Raw genomic sequence first — 18788 nt, 5'->3', positions numbered from 1 at the left:
TTAAAGAAGAAGAAAATGAAAAACTATAAATATATATACGTTGCGCTTCTCTCTATTTTAGGGTTGACCGTGTCCTGTTCAGAAGACTTTTTGGACAGACCACCTAAAGATAGATTGGTTGACGCAGGCTTTTATCAAACGGACGATCAGTTATTGTCAGGGACTGCACCACTTTACAGTGCGGTATGGAAGGATTATGCAGACAAGGCCAATTTTAAATTGGGCGATATACGTGGAGGAACATTGTACCGTGCCTGGAACGACAGGGATGCGGTCGAGTTCAATATTACTGCTGTATCAGACGCTAGTGAATATGCTTACCGTGCGTTCTACATTGTAATAGGACAATCCAATTTGATCATGAACAACATCAATACCTATGCGGGTAGTGGTGTTACAGAGGCGGTTAAAAACCACGCTTTGGGTGAAGCGCGATTCATGAGAGCGACGGCATATACACATCTTGTGATGAATTTTGGTGCTGTTCCTATCATTGAAAATAACTTGGATCATTTGAACAATCCTCAGTTGCGTAGAAACAACGTGGAAGATGTCTGGGAATTCATTCTTCGTGACTATGAGTTTGCAGCAGAGAACCTGTCTGAAATTTCTTTAGCTGATGGACGATTGACTAGTTATTCTGCCAAAGGTATGTTGGCTAGAACACATCTTACCTTAGCAGGCTTAGGCGCATCAGCAGGAGGTAGAGATCAAGGCCATCTAGATAAAGCCAGAGATTATGCAGCAGATGTGATCAACAACAGTGGAAAATCTTTGTTGTCTAACTATGCTGATCTGTTTACTTATCCGTACGACAATGGCAATGAGTCTTTGTTCGAATTGCAATGGTCGTATTCTCCCAAAGGGAGTTCTACTCAGTATGAAGCCTCAAATACGATGATTTCGCAAATCAATCCCAACAATGAAGTAGCTGCCAATGGAGACGGTTGGGGAGGCGATCTCAGTGCTTCTTGGTGGATGTTGACTCTCTATGATGGGTTGATTCAGGACGATGGTGCTACGCCAGGTTTTACTTTAGATCAAAGATTGAAAGCTACTTTTATGTTGCCAGGCTTTACTTATCCAGGTGTCATCCAAACGGTAAAAGATGATGAGGGCAACAATGTAAATCAGGATTTGGTAGTTGCTGATCCAGGAGAGGATCCTTACCAAGTTTTTGCCAGCATCAAAAAATATGTCATAGGACGAGGGGCCTATTTAGAGGGAGACGCAGATGCGCAGGATTATCCTAATAATACCTACATGTTGCGTTTGGCAGAGATGTATTTGATCTATGCTGAGGCAGTGTTAGGAAACAGTGGCTCCACTACAGATGCGGCCGCTTTGACGGCCTTCAATGCAGTACATATGAGAGCAGGCCTTCCTGAGTTTGAGGATCCGTTGACTTGGGACGATATCTTCGAAGAACGAGTTAGAGAGTTTGCTATGGAAAGTATCACTTGGTATGATTTGGTGAGACTGCACTACTATGACCCTAGCGAGGCATATGACATTATCAATGCTCAGGATAGAGGTTTATTTGCTATCGAGCCTAACCAGTGGCCAGACCCATCTGCATGGACATTCTCGAAAACCCCTGATCAGGCATTTAGAAATGCAACTGCAAACTCGGGTAATTTCTTGATCCCTATACCTGCATCGGAAATGAGTCAGTCTCCTAGCTTGGCAGAAGAGCCAGAGGCTTATGATTTTGGTGACGGAGAGTAGGATAAAATTTAAAATGAGAGAGGTAAACATGAGGTGCGTGTTACTTCAATTGGGTTTTACTTCTCATAGATCATTAAAAATATAAAAATATGAATTCTATACTTAGATATACATTATTCCTTGCGATGACAGTGGTCATCTGGGGAGGATTGTCTTCTTGTCAAGAAGATGATATGAGTGGAGGAGAACCAATGGTGTCTTTCATCAGGATAACTGCTCCTGAGTCTGCAGACTCTTTGGTTGTCTCTGCGGGTCAAGGTCAGATGATCTCGATCATGGGAGAAAACCTCCAAAATGTAAAACAACTTTACTTTAATGACAGGCCAGCGACTTTGAACCCGTCATTTATCACGAGTAGTTCTGTGATAGTGACTGTACCGTCAAAAATTCCTTCTGAAATCAATAATTTGATGACGATGGTGTTTAGCAATGGTGACTCACTGAAAGTTCCTTTTGAGGTAAGAATTAGTGCTCCTAGTGTTGATAGATTCTTGAGTGAGTACGTTAATGAAGGAGATGTTGCTGTTGTTTATGGAAATTACTTCTATGAACCGCTGTCTGTGACTTTCTCTGGAGATGTAGCGGGAGAAATTCTTTCAGTAGAAGACGACCTGCTTTTGATTAGAGTGCCAACAGGCGCTGAAGCCGGACCAATTTCCATTACTTCTAATTTTGGTACTTCAAAATCTAAAGCTTACTTCAGAGATGATCGAAACATCATTGCGAGTTTTGATGAGACTTTTGAAGGGATGTGGAGAGGAGCTGATTATGTAGTCTCCAGTGATGCAGATATTGCCAACATTAGTGGTGATTTTATTCGTCTCAATAATGGAGCGCAAGCCGCATACCCATACATTGAAGTCTATGGTGGGCCTCAAGAAAGTGATACAAATATTGAAACCAGAAATATTCCAGCGGATGCATTTGACAATCCAGAGGCTTATTCTTTGAAGTTTGAATTGAACTCGCAAGAGACTTTCGTGGGAGCAACTATGCGTTTATACTTGGGTAATGGTGATGGCAGCACTTTTGGTGATGATAGAAACAACATCTATTATATCTGGGAGTCTAATGTCGATACGCAGGGTGTATGGCAGACCATAAGTATTCCTTGGGAGGAAGTATATGAAGCTAACCTTAGTTTTGATTATGACCCAAGTGGATATGGTATGTATATCTATTTCCATGGGCCTAATGCGGCTATTTATAACATCGGTATGGACAACTTCCGTGTGGTGCCTAACTAATTATTTCATTTAAACGAAAAACAAGATGTTTAAAAATATAAGCTTAAAATATGCTTTTCCAGTGGTACTGCTAGCGCTCGTCGCGCTATGGAGTGCTTGTGAGGAAAAGGAAGATGAATTGAGCAATGAGGTAACTTTATATAGTTTCGGTCCCTCTGTGTTGCGCGGAGGACAGCTCAAATTTATTGGTGAAAATTTGGAAGATGTAGAGCGAATCATCCTACCTAAGGATGTGGTGATCGAAGCATCAGAATTTGATAGCTTGTCGGCAAAGTTGATCGTGATCAATGTGCCAGATGATGTAGTAGAAGGTCTAGTGTCTTTGCAGGTGAAAGGAAAAGAGGACAACCTGGTGACGAAAACTCCTTTGAGTATCCTAGAACCTATTACCATTACGTCTATGCCAGACAAGGCGGTTAGACCAGGTTCTATCATCACCATCAAGGGTACTTACCTTAATTTGATCGAAGAGGTGGTTTTTGCGACCAATAAATCGGTTACGGCTTTCGAAGAGCAGAGTAGAGGTGAGTTGAAGTTAATGGTGCCAGCAGATGCTCAGACTGGAACTTTGGTATTGTTGGACTCAGAAGAGATTCCTAACGAAATCCAAACAGAGGAAGAGCTGATGGTAACTTTGCCAGCGATTTCAGGGGTTACTCCTTTGACAGTGAAGGCAGGAAGTAATGTGACCATCAAGGGTAGTAACTTGGATTTGGTGATGAGCGTAGAGTTTGGTGGTAGCCAGATTGTCGATAGTGCCAACTTCGTGAGTGCAACTGCTGGCCAGATCGTAGTGGCTGTACCTGCCGCTACCAACGATGGGGAGATTGCTTTAGCAGCACCTTCTACAGTTAAAGTGACTTCTACAGAGGCTTTGACACTGGTCGTGCCAACTTTGACAGATTTGACACCAAATCCTGCCAAAACAGGACAGAACCTTACCGTGACAGGCACTAATCTTGATCTAGTGAGCCAAGTTGTGTTTGCAGGAGATAAAGAAGGAACAATAATCGCGGGTGGTTCTGATACTTCGATCACAGTAGAAATTCCTGCAGACGCAGAGAGTGGAACGATTGAATTCCGTACACAGGCTAACAAGAGCGTAACTTCTGTAGCAGTCGATATGGTGAGACCAGGGATTACGACTATGACTGCTGAGGTTAAGTTGAATGAGGATATCACCATTACAGGTGAGAACTTGGACATTGTCAAGGAAGTTTGGTTTACAGGCGGAACGATGGGAACGATTGGGACGGCTACTGAGACGAACTTAGTAGTTACTGTACCAGTTGGAACCAATACTGGTGTAGTTACTTTGGTAGCTAACAATGGTGTAGAGGTAGTATCAACGAGTGCTTTGACTATTTTGGCTGAGGTGCCTGTATTTGATTCCTTTCCTGCCAAAGCAGAACCAGGAGAGATGTTGACTTTAACTGGAGAAAAACTGAACCTCACCAATGAGGTAGTGTTCCCTGGTGATGTGAAGGCAACTAAGTTTGGGAATAGAACTACAGAGATACTTGAGGTATATGTTCCAGATGACGTACAACAGGGTATGGGTAAAATCACTTTTACAACTTATGGTACTGATTTTACTGAATCTACGGATATCAACTTTACGGCGTTGCAGGATTTGGCGGTTGTCATTTATGAAGATGTCAACAATAGTCCGTTCGGTCAAGGTGGAGGCTGGGGTACTACCACAACTGATTTTGCCAGTACGGAAATGGTAAGGTCTGGATCCGCCTCTGTCAAGGTTACCTATGGAGGTGACTGGGGAGGAGCCTGTCAGCTGGGTACATGGGGCAATTCTCCCTTGTCTACTGCAGGAATGACCAGTTTCTTGGTATCAGTATATGGTGGAGATGGCGTAGTTGATGGACAAAAACTAGCACTCAATATCAGTGGTTCGGCAAATGGAGAGCTGACGCTTACTGCTGGTGAGTGGACGGATTTTGTGATTGATCTATCTGTTTTTGGTAGCCCTGCTGAGATATCAGAGGTCTGGTTCCAAGATCAAGGCGTTACTGGGACAGTGTATATGGATCATATTGGTCTCAAGTAGAAGAGTGAATTTTATAAAGCATACATAAAATTTAGAGTGGAAATAGCCAGGCACCATTGGTGTCTGGCTATTTTTTTCTTGACCTAACATAGGTCAATGTAACAATTGTAGTGAGGTCTTGTTACATAGTTTGTAAAGTATCAAGGAAGATAATAAGACACCCATTTCTGTGAAATCACACCCTCCTGTGAGGACTCTATTCACGAGATATTTGTGAGATAAATTAAAAGTAAGCACGTCAAGGAACTTCATTTTGGAATAAATATGAAGTCCGGATATCATTTAAGAAATAACAACCAAGAATGGAAAAGCATACATTGAAAATTTTCGCTTCTGTACTCATACTAGCTTCCATGCTAGCAGTCATGCCTGCTTGGGCACAGTACGATCTTCTCGATCATAAAGCGACCAAAGAAACCAAAAATCTCTTCAACAATCTGATCAAGATTGCCGACGGTCAGATCATGTTTGGACACCAAGACGACATGGCCTATGGAGTCGGTTGGGAAAAGATCGAAGGGAAGTCTGACGTCAAAGATATCGTCGGTTCGTTTCCCGCTGTGCACGGTTGGGATCTCGGACGCATCAAGACAGGCAAAAGTTTGGATGGCATATCCATAGATGACATGCGGGAGTGGATGAAGAGCATCTATACTCGTGGAGGCATCAACACGATTTCCCTGCACTGGGACAACTTCGCTACGGGAGGCAACTCGTGGGATTTGACTCCAGCAGTCAAGCATATTCTGCCCGGAGGCTCAGCACACGAGCGATATGTGCAGCAGCTCGACGAACTTGCGGACTTCATTCAGTCTGTCAAAGTAGGCAAGACGATGGTGCCGATGATCTTCAGACCTTTTCATGAGCACAATGGCGATTGGTTTTGGTGGGGGAAAGGCCTCTGTACCGAAGAAGAGTACATCGCTATATGGAAGTTTACGGTAGACTATCTCCGCGATGAAAAGAAATTGCACAACCTGATCTATGCTTTCTCTCCCGATGCGAGTCGCATGGGGACGACCAATCTCGAAGCGGGTTACCTATACGGCTATCCGGGCGATGACTATGTAGATATGCTCGGTATCGATGACTACTGGAACGTCGGCCGTGATGCCAACAAGCTCAGTCTAGATGAACAAAAAGCTGTGTTTGTAGAAATACTCGAACTTGTCACGCGCCTGGCAGATGACAAGGGCAAGGCGACAGCCATCACAGAGACAGGGTTAGAGTCGATCACCAATCCTGATTGGTTCGATGCGCATATCCTCAGTCCGATCAAGTCTTCGGACAAGATCAAAATGTCCTATGTGTTGGTATGGAGAAATGCCAACGAAAAACATCACTACGCACCCTACCCAGGACATGCCTCAGTAGATGGGTTCAAGAAGTTTTGTGCAGACGATGCTGTATTGATGGAAGATGATTTGAATGGAATGTATAGAAAATAGCTGAATACGAACAGAATACGCTCATTAAGTGGCTGAATCCCTCCAAGGGTTTTGTTAATAGAATTCAGAATGGAATCGATCAATGGTAGATTGATTGAGGAGTAACCCTTCGAGGGGGGGCTGTTATTCTTACTAAAAGGAGTGTACCTGATCATTCGGATAATGATACGAAATTAAGGAGGTCTCTACCGTTATTCCCTCGTCGAGGGGACGGGGGAGGAAAGAAAGAAAACAGATGAGCAAAGAACATATAGCAGCAGTCAAACAACTGATTGCCGATCACGAAGCATTTTTGGCTACAGCCAATACTCCAAAAGAGGAATTCAATGGAGTGATACAGCGCTACCAAAACCCGATCATAACTGCCAAGCATACGCCTGTGTTTTGGCGCTATGATTTGAATCCAGAGACCAATCCCCTACTCATGGAGCGACTGGGAGTCAATGTGGCTTTCAACTCGGGGGCTATCGTCTTTGACGGGAAAATTTGCTTGGCCGTGCGGGTAGAGGGAGACGATCGCAAGTCATTTTTTGCGATCGCAGAGAGTCAAAATGGGATCGATAATTTTCGATTTTGGGATCACCCCATCACTTTGCCTGAGACTCATGAGCCAGACACCAATGTCTACGATATGCGACTCACTCGTCACGAGGATGGGTGGATTTACGGGCTGTTTTGTACGGAGCGGAGAGACCCCTCTGCATCCGATGCAGATCAGTCTGCCGCAGATGCCAAGTGTGGAATCGCTCGTACCAAAGACTTGGTGACTTGGGAGCGATTGGCTGACTTGGATTCTGGCAAGAATCAACAAAGAAATGTGGTACTGCACCCCGAATTCATCGAGGGGAAGTACGCCCTCTATACGCGTCCACAAGATGGATTCATCGAGGCAGGCAAGGGCGGAGGAATCGGCTGGTGCCTCATCGAGAGCATGGACAATGCCAAGACGGGTGCTGAGAAGATCATCGATCCGAAGGTCTATCATACGATCAAAGAAGTAAAAAATGGGCAAGGGCCAGCACCGATCAAAACAGAAGAAGGCTGGCTGCATCTCGCGCACGGTGTACGAAATACCGCTGCGGGTTTGCGTTATGTACTGTACATGTTTATGACCTCACTGGACGACCCGTCGGAGGTGATCCACAGACCGGGAGGACACTTCATGGGGCCAATCGACGAGGAGCGGGTGGGCGATGTGTCCAACGTACTCTTCACCAACGGATGGATCAAAAAAGACAATGGTGAGATATTGATCTACTACGCGTCTTCGGATACACGGATGCATGTAGCGACCTCATCGGTCGCGCAGCTAGTGGACTACTGCAAGCACACACCAGAGGACGGATACCGATCCTATGCGAGTGTAGCGACGAGAAACAAACTCATAGATAGCAATTTGGCTTATTTGAAGTCAATAGGATTAAAGTAAGCCATATGAAAGACACCAGTATGAAGGTTGGGTTGAGAGAAAAGATGGCCTATGGCTTGGGGGATTTTGCGTCTTCTATGTTTTGGAAGCTATTTTCGATGTTTTTGCTGTTTTTCTACACCGATATCTTTGGGATATCTGCAGCAGCGGTGGGGACCATGTTTTTGGTGACGCGCGTCTGGGATGCCGCCAATGACCCATTGATGGGGATCATCTCGGACCGCACGCAGACCCGCTGGGGCAAGTTCAGACCCTTTTTGCTCTTTGGAGCGATTCCTTTTGGGATCGTGGGGGTGTTGACTTTCACTACGCCTGACTTGGACAGTACGGGCAAGTTGATCTATGCCTACGTGACTTATACGCTGATGATGATGGCCTACACGGTTGTCAATGTCCCATATGGTTCGTTGCTGGCGGTGATCAGTAGCGACAGCAACGAGCGGACTGCTTTGGCGTCATGGCGGTTCATTGGTGCTTATTCTGGGGGGATGCTGGTGACCTCTACTGCGACCGTACTGGTAGCCTACTTCAGCGAGGGTACGACACAGGCTCAGGGTTATCAAACGACGATCGCACTCTATGCGGTAGTCGCGGCGATCTTGTTTGGACTCACCTTTTTGGGCACCAAGGAGCGACTGATTCCGACCAAGGAGCAGCAGGGATCGCTCAAAAATGACCTCAAAGATTTGGCAAAGAACAAGCCTTGGTTCATCATGCTGGCGGCCAATATTTGCATCTTGATATTTATGTCGCTGCGAGACGGTTCGATTTTGTTTTACTTCAAGTACTACGTCCAAGACCAAACGCTTAGTCTATTTGGGACGACTTACCAGCTGACGACAGCTGTGTTGTCCTCGGTATACATGACGCTTTGGCTCGGGTCCAATATCATCGGAGTAGTGTTGGCCAAGCCCATTTCTGCCCGACTGGGCAAAAAGAAGACCTTCGGTTATGCTGCTTTGGTGTCGGCCTTCTTGAGTATGTTGTTTTTCTTCTTAGAGCCGTCTCAGATAGTCGTGATTTTTGGACTCAATGTCTTCATTGGGATCAGTGCAGGATTGGTGATGCCGCTCGGTTGGTCGATGTACGCCGATATCGCGGATTATTCAGAGTGGAAGACTGGACGTAGAGCGACAGGCCTGGTGTTTTCTTCTTCGTCCATGTCGCAGAAGTTTGGCTGGACGTTGGGTGGTGCCTTGTCCGGATGGATATTGGCAGCTTACGGTTTCGAGGCGAATCAAGAGCAAACCGAGCTGTCTTTGTTGGGTATTCGACTCATGTTTAGTGTGTTTGCGGCAGCAGGAGCTTTTGTATCCTTTTTAGCGATTCAGTATTACAAATTGGATGAAAAATTCATGGAAAAGGTCAATGCGGAGTTGAACAGGAATGCCACGGAAGAGTGATGAGAAACTAAAAATTGGGGTAAGAAATGAATGGATTTAGGGTAAGGAAAAACCATAGGGATTCCAAATCAATTCAGACTCCTTCATATTGCAGTTGTTAGAAATTAAGGCATATAAATTATGAAACTGAGAAGACTATTATTCATCCTACCGATGTTGCTGGTGATGCAATCTTATGCGGCGGATCTTACCTTACCTAGATTGTTTGCGGACCACATGGTGTTCCAACGCAACCAGCCCACCAAAATCTGGGGTTGGGCCAGTCCCAAACAAAAAATCAAGTTGCAGTTTGACGACCAGAAAGTCAAAACCAAAGCCGATGATACAGGCTACTTCGAAGCATACCTCGACGGCAAAACAGCAGGAGGTCCCTATACGCTGACGGTAGCCGCAGATACGACGATCACTTATACCGATATTTTGATCGGTGATGTCTGGATCGCAGGAGGACAGTCCAACATGGAGTGGCAGATGCAATGGGAGGTGGACAACTGGGAAGAGGAAGTCAAAGACAGTGACTATCCAGAGATCAGGTTTTTTCAGGTGCCCAACGAATTTGCGACAAGCCCACAAAAAGATATCAGCGCAGGAGAATGGCTCTTGGCGGGACCCAAAAATACCCCGAGCTTTTCGGCTGTAGCATGGTTTTTTGCGAAGCAAAACCATCGAGAAAAAAATGTACCTGTAGGAGTGATCGAGAGCCACTGGGGGGGCACACCTGCCGAAGCATGGGCTTCTGTCGAGACGCTGACCGAGACCCCAGGATACGAAGCAGCAGCAGAGAAGATCATCAATCCCGAGATCAGTTGGGAGGAGTTTACGGAGAAAAACCAAGCCAAAGAAGCACGAAAGTGGGAGTTGATGCGAGACAAAGATGGAGCCATCGCCAGCGGGGCACAGCAGGTCGAGTATGACGACAGCAGTTGGACCACCTACGAGCTTCCCAGCAATGCAAAAATGACCGATTTGGCTTGGCTAAGAAAGGAAGTGCAGTTGTCCCCAGATAGTGTAGAAGATCTGAAACTCTACATCAACAATGTCGTGCAGGAAGCTTTTGTCTTCTTCAATGGGGAGCTGATCTGGGCCAAAGTATGGAGCGATGGCATAGAGCCGCTGGAGATTCCGAAAGAACTCGTACAAGAGGGGAAAAACGTCATCACATACCGTGTAGCCAACTCGTGGGACAACAACGTGTACTTCGGTCGTGCAGGCGAGATGTGGCTAGAAGTCAATGGACAACAACAGTCACTCGAAGGAGCATGGAAATACTCTAATGACGTGGAGTCGAAGATCCCAGAGTCGATCAAGATGTATCAATTGCCGTCCTTCCTCTACAATGCCAAGATCGCGCCGATCGGTGGATACACGGCGCGAGGAGTGATCTGGTATCAAGGAGAGTCCAATGCCGACAAACCACAATACTACCGTGACTTGTTTGCCAATGTGATCAAGGACTGGAGAAAGCTATGGGGGGATGATCTGGCCTTTCAGTATGTACAGTTGGCGAATTTCATGGCCAGAAAAGACGAGCCAAGCGATAGTGACTGGGCGAGATTGAGAGATGCGCAGACTGAGACTTTGAGTCTCCCAAAGACGGGTATGGCAGTGACGATCGATATAGGGGATGCGGACGATATCCATCCCCGCAACAAGCTGGATGTAGGGCAGAGACTTTGGCTGAGTGCCAAAAAGGTGTCCTACGGGGATGATGTGGTCTATGCAGGCCCGATGTACAAGAGTCATCAAGTGGAAGGCAATGCTGTGACGGTGACCTTTGACAATATCGGTACGGGACTGAAGTCTAGTGAGGACAAAGTACTGGGGTTTGCGATTGCAGGAGAAGATCAGAAGTTCTATTGGGCGGATGCCAAAATAGTAGGCGACCAAGTGGTCTTGTCTGCGTCGGAAGTGGCCGTGCCAGTAGCGGTACGCTATGCTTGGGCAGACAATCCCGCGACTAGCCTGTACAACGAAGAAGAATTGCCAGCGGTGCCTTTTCGCACCGACGACTGGGAGAGACAATATTGATCAAATAGACCGCTCGTCTTTCCTTCCATTTTGGGAGCGCAGAGAGGAAGAGGACAGTTCAAACAAAACGAATAGCATGAAAAAGATACTCATAGTAGCAATGATCACTGTTTTTGCACTAGGTGCAAAAGCACAAAAGTTCGAAGGACTAGCAGACACTCCTCCGATGGGATGGAACAGCTGGAATAAATTCGCCTGTGATGTGACCGAAGATTTGATCAAAGAAACGGCAGACGCCATGGTGTCTTCGGGTATGAAGGATGCAGGATACGAATACATCGTGATAGATGACTGTTGGCATGGAGAGCGAGACAGTTTAGGGTTTATCCAAGCAGACCCAGCGCGTTTTCCTTCTGGGATCAAGGCTTTGGCAGATTATGTGCATTCCAAAGGCTTGAAATTTGGCATCTATTCTGATGCGGGATGGCAAACGTGTGGAGGTCGACCGGGGAGTCGGGGTAGAGAGTACCAAGATGCGATGACCTATGCGAGCTGGGGAGTAGACTACCTCAAATACGACTGGTGCAATACCGAAGGTCTCAAAGCAGAAGGAGCCTATTTGACGATGCGTGACGCGCTCTATGAGGCAGGTCGCCCGATTGTACTCAGCATCTGCGAGTGGGGAGACAACGATCCGTGGGATTGGGCCGAGCCTATCGGTCACCTCTGGAGGACGACGGGTGACATCTACAATTGTTTTGACTGTGAAGAAGATCACGGGACTTGGTCGTCGTGGGGCGTGCTGCAGATTATCGACATGCACCCGGGTATCCGTAGCGCTGCAGGGCCTGGTCACTGGAACGATCCAGACATGATGGAGGTTGGCAATGGCATGACTGTCAACGAGGATAGAGCACACTTTGCGCTTTGGGCAATGCAGGCTGCTCCGCTGATTGCCGGCAATGACATCCGAAATATGTCACCAGAGACTCTGGAGATCCTGACCAACAAGGATGTGATCGCGATCGATCAAGACACGCTCGGTGTACAGGGCTACAAGCATATCGATGAGGAGGATTACGAAGTATGGGTCAAGCCACTCGCCGGTGGTGACGTAGCGATTTGTTTCCTCAACAGAACCGAAGAAGCGATGGACATCACGTTTGACTGGGCGACCAACAAACTTGTAGACCCTGATTTTGGACACACGACTGATTTTGCACAGTCTCGCTATGACATCTACAACGTCTGGACACACAAGAAAGCAGGCAATACCAAGAAAGCACTGAAGGCTTCATTGCCAGGCAGAGATGTATTGATGCTTCGTCTGAGCAAGAAATAGACCATGACAAGCACGTCAATTCGCTAGGGATGACGTGCTTTTTTTATTCCCATCCATTTTATGAAAACACGATGACTATGAAACAAATGTTCAGAACATCTGCGCTGATTGTTATCCTATTCGCTTCATGGGTCGCGAGAGGACAAGACCCCGTGGCGAGTGTAGAAGCAGAAGAAGGTGTGCTCAATGGTGTGCAGAGTTCTTCAAGTACTTCTGGTTACTCAGGTGAAGGTTACGTCACGGGATTTGACAATGGTAATGACTATGTAGAAGTGCAGATTAATATATCGCAAGGAGATTTGTACCGCTTAGAGATAGGTTATAGTTCGTCAGCAGGTTCTCGGACGCAAAAAATATTTATCAATGATGAAGGAGCTCACCCCATACATTTCGAAGGAACGAATAGTGGCGAGTGGTTAGTCCAGCGATCAGGGACTTATCGTTTCAACAGTGGGAGCAACAAACTAAAGTTGCAAAGTGATTGGGGTTATATTGATATAGACAATTTTACGCTCTACGAGGTAGAAGAAAAGAGCTATGATGTGACAACTACTCTGATTGATCCTGAAGCTAACGAAGATGCAGGGCTACTATATGATTTTATGTTGGAGCATTTTGGTAAACGGGTCATTTCAGGTCAGACTAATGACACGTATGAAGACTTGGCCGACGAGGCAGGCTATCGACCACTGATGCGGACTTTTGATTTTCAATCTTATACTGAGGGCTATACTTACGCTTGGGACAATCAAGCCGGAGGCCATACTTTTGGGGCAGTAGATGATGGACAAGTGAGTACAGCTATTACTTGGTATGAAGCTACTGGAGGTCAGGGTATAGTCAATTGGCAATGGCACTGGCACTCGCCGAGTGGGGGAGAAGCTGGTACCAATTCTTTTTATACAGACCAGACCGATTTCGATGTGCGTGAAGCGGTGAAGAAAGGTACAGCAGAGTACGAATTGGTCATCAGAGATATTGATGCCATCGCGGTACAATTGCAGAAGCTGAGTAATGCGGGAGTCCCTATTATCTGGCGACCCCTGCACGAAGCGGGTGGAGGATGGTTTTGGTGGGGAGCGAAAGGTGCTGAACCTTGCCTCCAGCTTTGGGATATCGTCTATGATCGTCTGCAAAATCATCATGGTATTCATAACTTGGTTTGGTCTTGGTCTACACCAGAGGAGGACTGGTATCCTGGGAATGAAAAGGTGGATTTTATCGGATATGACTCTTATCCGGGTGCTGAAAATTATGTCCCACAGACACAGATGTATGATCAGGTCTATGAAATAACCAAAGGGAAGAAAATCATCGCGATGACCGAAAATGGCCCTATACCAGATTTTAAAACCTCTTTTGGGGAGGGTGCTCCTTGGTCGATGTTTATGTCTTGGAGTAATCTGGTTTTTGAGCAAAATAGCAATGGACATATTCAGCAAGTGTATGGCTATTGGAGAGTACTGGTTTTTGATGATGATTATAATCTGATTATCAGGGAGGAAGAAGATGAGACAATCGAACCAGAAGAACCTGTCTTGGATGTCAAACTGGGGAGTGGAGGAATGCGGCTGTATCCTAATCCAGCCCACGATCAGGTGCAAGTATTGGGAGGGACATTTGTAGATCTAACGGTGTATGACATGACAGGTAGGTCTGTAGGTCAATGGCCGCAGCAGTCAGATACTGTAGATGTATCTGGGCTGAGCGATGGCTACTACATGATGGTCTTCCAAAACGGACAGACCACAGAGCGTCTACAACTGATCATTAGACGTTGATGGTTGAGCAAGTATTGGTTTTGGCTATCTATACGCGACTATTGTCTAAGTACTAAATTTTTATACTCAAAAATACTATATTTAGTGATTGACGAGGAATTGAAATACAGCATTTGAGGATATGAAGAGTTTAGTGATAGGGGTGGTATTCGTCGTGGGTCTGATGTATGTGGGGTATACTCAGCCCCAGAGTATCATGACCAAAAATGTATATTTTGAGCAATTGTCGATGGATTTGGGGTTGTCCCAGCGATCTATCAACTGCGTGATGCAGGATCACGAAGGCTATCTATGGATAGGTACATGGTCTGGTCTGATCAAATACGATGGTTATACGACCAAGCTGTTTCGTGCAGACAACAGTACGCCAGGCAAAATCAAGAGTAACAAAATCGTTAGAGTTTTCGAAAGTCGCGATTCGACGCTGTGGGTTGCTACTCGTAGTGGAGGCTTGTTTCGCAAGGATAAGGTGACAGACGAGTTTTATCAATACACTTATCAAGAAGGAGCGAAGAACTGTCTGAGCAATCAGCACGTGTGGGATGTCGTCGATGACGAAAATGGAGACCTCTGGATAGCTACAGAAAATGGACTCAATCATTTGAACCGAAAGACTGGAAAGTTTACGGCCTTTTATACTGATCCTGCAGATGTCAATACACTCGGCAATAGTTTCATTACACGGTTAATGATAGACCCCAAAAAGAGACTTTGGATTGCGACAGAGTACGGCGTCAGTGTCATGGAGACTATCAATCATGAAAATCCAGTTTTCAAGCGTATCGAATACCTAGAGGATTTTGGGAATAACGGGCTGCATAACTATGTTTTTGATATGGGAGCTGTTGAAAATGCGCAAGGAGTCAATATCTACTGGGTGACCAAAAAGGGACTGAAAAAGTATAGTCAAGGCAAATTGCAAAACTATGAAGTGAAGCGAGGGGTCTCGTCTTTTAACTTCTTTAGGTCTATGGCTTTGGTGAAAACCAATGAGCCATTTTTACTCTTGGGTTCTGAGATGGGATTGAGTGTTTTTGATGTCAAGAAAAATGAATATGTGCGGTTCTTTGGCGACTATGATAAGGAGGTGAACCTCAGTCAAAACACGGTCACTGCGCTGATGATGGACAACAGCGGTGTGCTATGGGCAGGCACACGAAAAGGGCTCAATAAGTTCGATACCTACGACAACAATATAGGCCTATACCGCACCAAATCTTTTGATCCCACCAATAGTATCATCAGTGGCATTCGGCAGTTGCCTAATGGCCAATACTGGATGAGTACGCTAGGAAGTGGCTTGTTTCAGATCACGATGAATGGTGATCAAGTGATGCAAATAGAGAATTATGATATTCTGACCGAGGATGAGGTTGATTATACCAACTATATACAGAAACTGGAAGTGGATCACAAAGGGAGGCTCTGGGTGGGCACAGCTGGAGCTGGAATCTATGTGATAGATAAGTCTGGCATAGATCATTCTAAACACACCATTAATCCCTATAGACACTACGGTATGCATGATGAGTCCAATGCGATATCGGATGACTATGTGATGTCGCTCTACCCTTCCAATGGTGGAGGAATGTGGGCTGGTACATGGAATAGAGGTTTAAATTTGATCACTGAATCCGGCAAAGTGATTGTTTTTCGAGAGGAACGATTGGAGCATATTGTTTTTGCATCATTGTTTGAGGATTCTGAAGGGTATTTATGGATTGGTACCCGAGGCAATGGCTTGTTACGGTTGAAAATCGAAGGGGATAGTATCATTGATTTTCAACGCTATGAGTATGACGAATCAGGTGGAGGTTTATCCAATGATTTCGTCAATGTCATCTTTCAAGATGTACAGCAGCGACTATGGGTAGGGACAGAAGATGGACTCAGCTTGTATGACAAAGAAAATGATGTTTTCGTACTGATGAATGAACGGGATAGTGAGTTGCCACGGGATGTGATCAGTATCATGCAGGATGGTAATGGCCAACTGTGGCTGGCAGGCTATGAAGGGATTTCTGTGATGGATCCAGGCAAGGAAAAAATGTTTGTCAATCATCTCGATACGCAGGATAGAATTCAGGGAGGTTTTTTCTTCAATGAAGTCAATTTGAAAACCAAATCCGGAGCACTCATTTTTGGTGGATCGAATGGGTTTAATGTTATAAATCCTAAAAACATCTATCACAATCCTCACATACCATCTGTAGTGATTAAAGAAATAACTGCATCCGATGTGAGTCTAGAGCCAGGGAAAATATTCAATGGGAGAGTAGTACTGGACAAGCCCATTAGTTTGACCAATGAGATCGTGTTACATCATGATGAAAATACATTGTCGTTTGAATTTGCATCACTTAGCTATGCGAACCCTGCCAAAAATAAATATGCATATCGTTTGGAGGGATTTGATGAGGATTGGAAATCTACATCAGCCAATAGACGCTTTGTTCGGTACACGAACTTACACTCGGGTAAGTATAAGTTCACCGTCAAAGCCTCGAATGACGATGGACTATGGAATGAAGAGGGAACGGCCATTCATGTAGTGATCACGCCTCCGTGGTGGAAGACACAGTGGGCCGTACTGCTATATGTGGGGATAGCGATGATATTTCTATACCTGTTTCGAAGATTGATTTTGATTCGCTCGGGATATGAACATGAATTGAAGTTTGAACGATTGGAAAGAGAAAATACGGTAGCACTCAATAAATCCCGATTGCAGTTTTTTACCAATATTTCTCATGAGTTTAGGACACCGTTGACACTGATACTTGGGATCGTGGAGCAGATGATGAACGCTGGAGAGGGTGGTCTAAACGTACAGAAACAACTCAAATTAGTGTCTCAAAATGCAAGCAGACTACAACGATTGATTAGTCAGCTGTTGGATTTTAGAAAAGCAGAGGCAGGTAGTCTTAAACTCCGTGTGGCAGAGGGTAATTTCTATAAATTTGTCAAGGAGGTGAAGCTTTCCTTTGATAGTCTAGCAGCACAGCGAGGTATCGATTATAGTTTTGAGGCTTCATCCAATGTTGTCAATGCTTACTTTGATCGTGATCAGTTCGAGAAAATACTCTTTAATTTGCTATCTAATGCCTTCAAACATTGTTCTGGAGGTCAGTCTATCATCATCAAACTGGTAGAGAGAGAAGAGGCGATATCCTTATCGGTGATAGATCATGGAGAGGGAATCTCCAAAGAGTCTGTTCACAAAGTTTTTGATCGGTTTTACTCTGGAGATCAGGAGTCAGGTACAGGGAGTGGGATTGGTCTGGCACTGTGCAAGAGTTTGGTAGAGTTGCATCATGGACAAATTCTTGTGGAGAGTGAAATAGGGAAGGGATCGACATTCGAAGTGTTGTTGCCGAAAGGTTTTGAGCATTTTGAGAAAGCCGAGTTGATTACCAACTTCAAGGACAGCGAGCACATTGACTTGTATCGTGATGTGGTGCTTGAAGTCCCAGAATCAGAAGTGGTGAAGCAGGATACTGAACTGCCCAAGACAGTCAAAAATGTAGAGGACATGAAACGCATCTTGTTGGTGGAGGACAACCATGATGTGCGTAGTTTTCTCAAGTCACTGTTTCAATACGAATACGCCGTTTTTGAAGCAGCCAACGGACAGGAAGGACTGGAGATAGCCGAAGAAGAAAATCCTGATTTGGTGATTAGTGATGTCATGATGCCGGTGATGGATGGTATCACATTATGTGATAAACTAAAGACGAACCTCAGTACATCGCATATTCCTGTGATTTTACTCACGGCACGAACCTCTTTTATTTACAATGTGGAGGGACTCGAAAAAGGAGCGGATGACTATGTCACCAAGCCATTTCATATCGAAGTAATTAAACTCAAAGTACGTAACCTGATTAAATCACGGGAAGAAAGTAGACTGTTGGTTCAAGACAATAAGCAACTGATACTTGAACCAAAAATGGTGACTGTGACCTCTGCAGATGAGATTTTTATCCAAAAATGTATAGAAACTATAGAAGAAAATATGGCCAATTCGGAATATTCTGTGGTTGAATTCGGTAAGGAGATCGGGCTGAGTCGTATGCAGCTCTATCGCAAACTCAAGGCGCTGGCAGGAAAGTCACCGAACGAGTTTATCCGAATGATGCGCATCAAACGTGCAGCACAGCTATTCGAGCATGGGGATTATAATGTGTCAGAAGTCACCTATCAAGTGGGTTTTTCTGATCCAGCCTATTTTAGAAAGTGTTTCAAAGATCAGTTTGGTGAAACTCCATCCAACTATATCAAAACAAAGAAAGGCGGACGGTAGTCCTGATTATTTTGTTAGTTGCACCTCACTTTGTGCAAAATAGAACGGTTTGCTGAACGATTTGTATGCCCTGT

Annotated in this window: 10 protein-coding genes; all 10 read left to right on the top strand. The window is 45.2% G+C overall.

Annotated elements, in window-relative coordinates; all coding sequences use genetic code 11:
* The first annotated feature begins 15 nt into the window (after positions 1 to 15).
* The 10 genes from BUB99_RS09935 (at position 16) to BUB99_RS09890 (ending at position 18714) form a co-directional block, all read left to right on the top strand.
* Positions 16 to 1728, top strand: a complete 1713-nt coding sequence (locus BUB99_RS09935; RefSeq protein ID WP_073122066.1) for a RagB/SusD family nutrient uptake outer membrane protein — start codon at positions 16 to 18, stop codon at positions 1726 to 1728.
* Between the two features lie 89 nt (positions 1729 to 1817).
* Entirely contained in the window at positions 1818 to 2975 is a 1158-nt protein-coding gene (locus tag BUB99_RS09930) for a glycan-binding surface protein (RefSeq protein WP_119844749.1), read from the top strand.
* Between the two features lie 25 nt (positions 2976 to 3000).
* On the top strand, positions 3001 to 5040 hold the full coding sequence (locus tag BUB99_RS09925) for an IPT/TIG domain-containing protein (RefSeq protein ID WP_073122062.1): 2040 nt from the start codon (positions 3001 to 3003) through the stop codon (positions 5038 to 5040).
* 302 nt (positions 5041 to 5342) lie between these two features.
* Positions 5343 to 6488, top strand: coding sequence for a glycoside hydrolase family 26 protein (locus BUB99_RS09920; RefSeq protein ID WP_073122060.1), 1146 nt, complete (start codon positions 5343 to 5345; stop codon positions 6486 to 6488).
* A 235-nt stretch (positions 6489 to 6723) separates the two neighbouring features.
* Positions 6724 to 7917 (top strand): glycoside hydrolase family 130 protein, encoded by a 1194-nt coding sequence (locus BUB99_RS09915; RefSeq protein ID WP_073122058.1) that lies wholly within the window; start codon positions 6724 to 6726, stop codon positions 7915 to 7917.
* Between the two features lie 5 nt (positions 7918 to 7922).
* Positions 7923 to 9320, top strand: a complete 1398-nt coding sequence (locus BUB99_RS09910; RefSeq protein ID WP_073122056.1) for an MFS transporter — start codon at positions 7923 to 7925, stop codon at positions 9318 to 9320.
* Between the two features lie 120 nt (positions 9321 to 9440).
* Positions 9441 to 11348 (top strand): sialate O-acetylesterase, encoded by a 1908-nt coding sequence (locus tag BUB99_RS09905; protein WP_073122054.1) that lies wholly within the window; start codon positions 9441 to 9443, stop codon positions 11346 to 11348.
* A 76-nt stretch (positions 11349 to 11424) separates the two neighbouring features.
* Positions 11425 to 12630, top strand: coding sequence for a glycoside hydrolase family 27 protein (locus BUB99_RS09900; RefSeq protein WP_073122052.1), 1206 nt, complete (start codon positions 11425 to 11427; stop codon positions 12628 to 12630).
* A 77-nt stretch (positions 12631 to 12707) separates the two neighbouring features.
* Complete coding sequence (locus BUB99_RS09895; RefSeq protein WP_073122050.1) at positions 12708 to 14411, top strand: glycosyl hydrolase; 1704 nt, start codon at positions 12708 to 12710, stop codon at positions 14409 to 14411.
* A 121-nt stretch (positions 14412 to 14532) separates the two neighbouring features.
* Positions 14533 to 18714, top strand: coding sequence for a hybrid sensor histidine kinase/response regulator transcription factor (locus tag BUB99_RS09890; protein ID WP_073122048.1), 4182 nt, complete (start codon positions 14533 to 14535; stop codon positions 18712 to 18714).
* Positions 18715 to 18788: the final 74 nt, after the last annotated feature.

The organism is Reichenbachiella agariperforans, assembly GCF_900142205.1.
Lineage (GTDB): Bacteria > Bacteroidota > Bacteroidia > Cytophagales > Cyclobacteriaceae > Reichenbachiella > Reichenbachiella agariperforans.
Note: the sequence above shows the minus strand (reverse complement) of the source record. Positions and strands in the feature narration are given on the sequence as shown.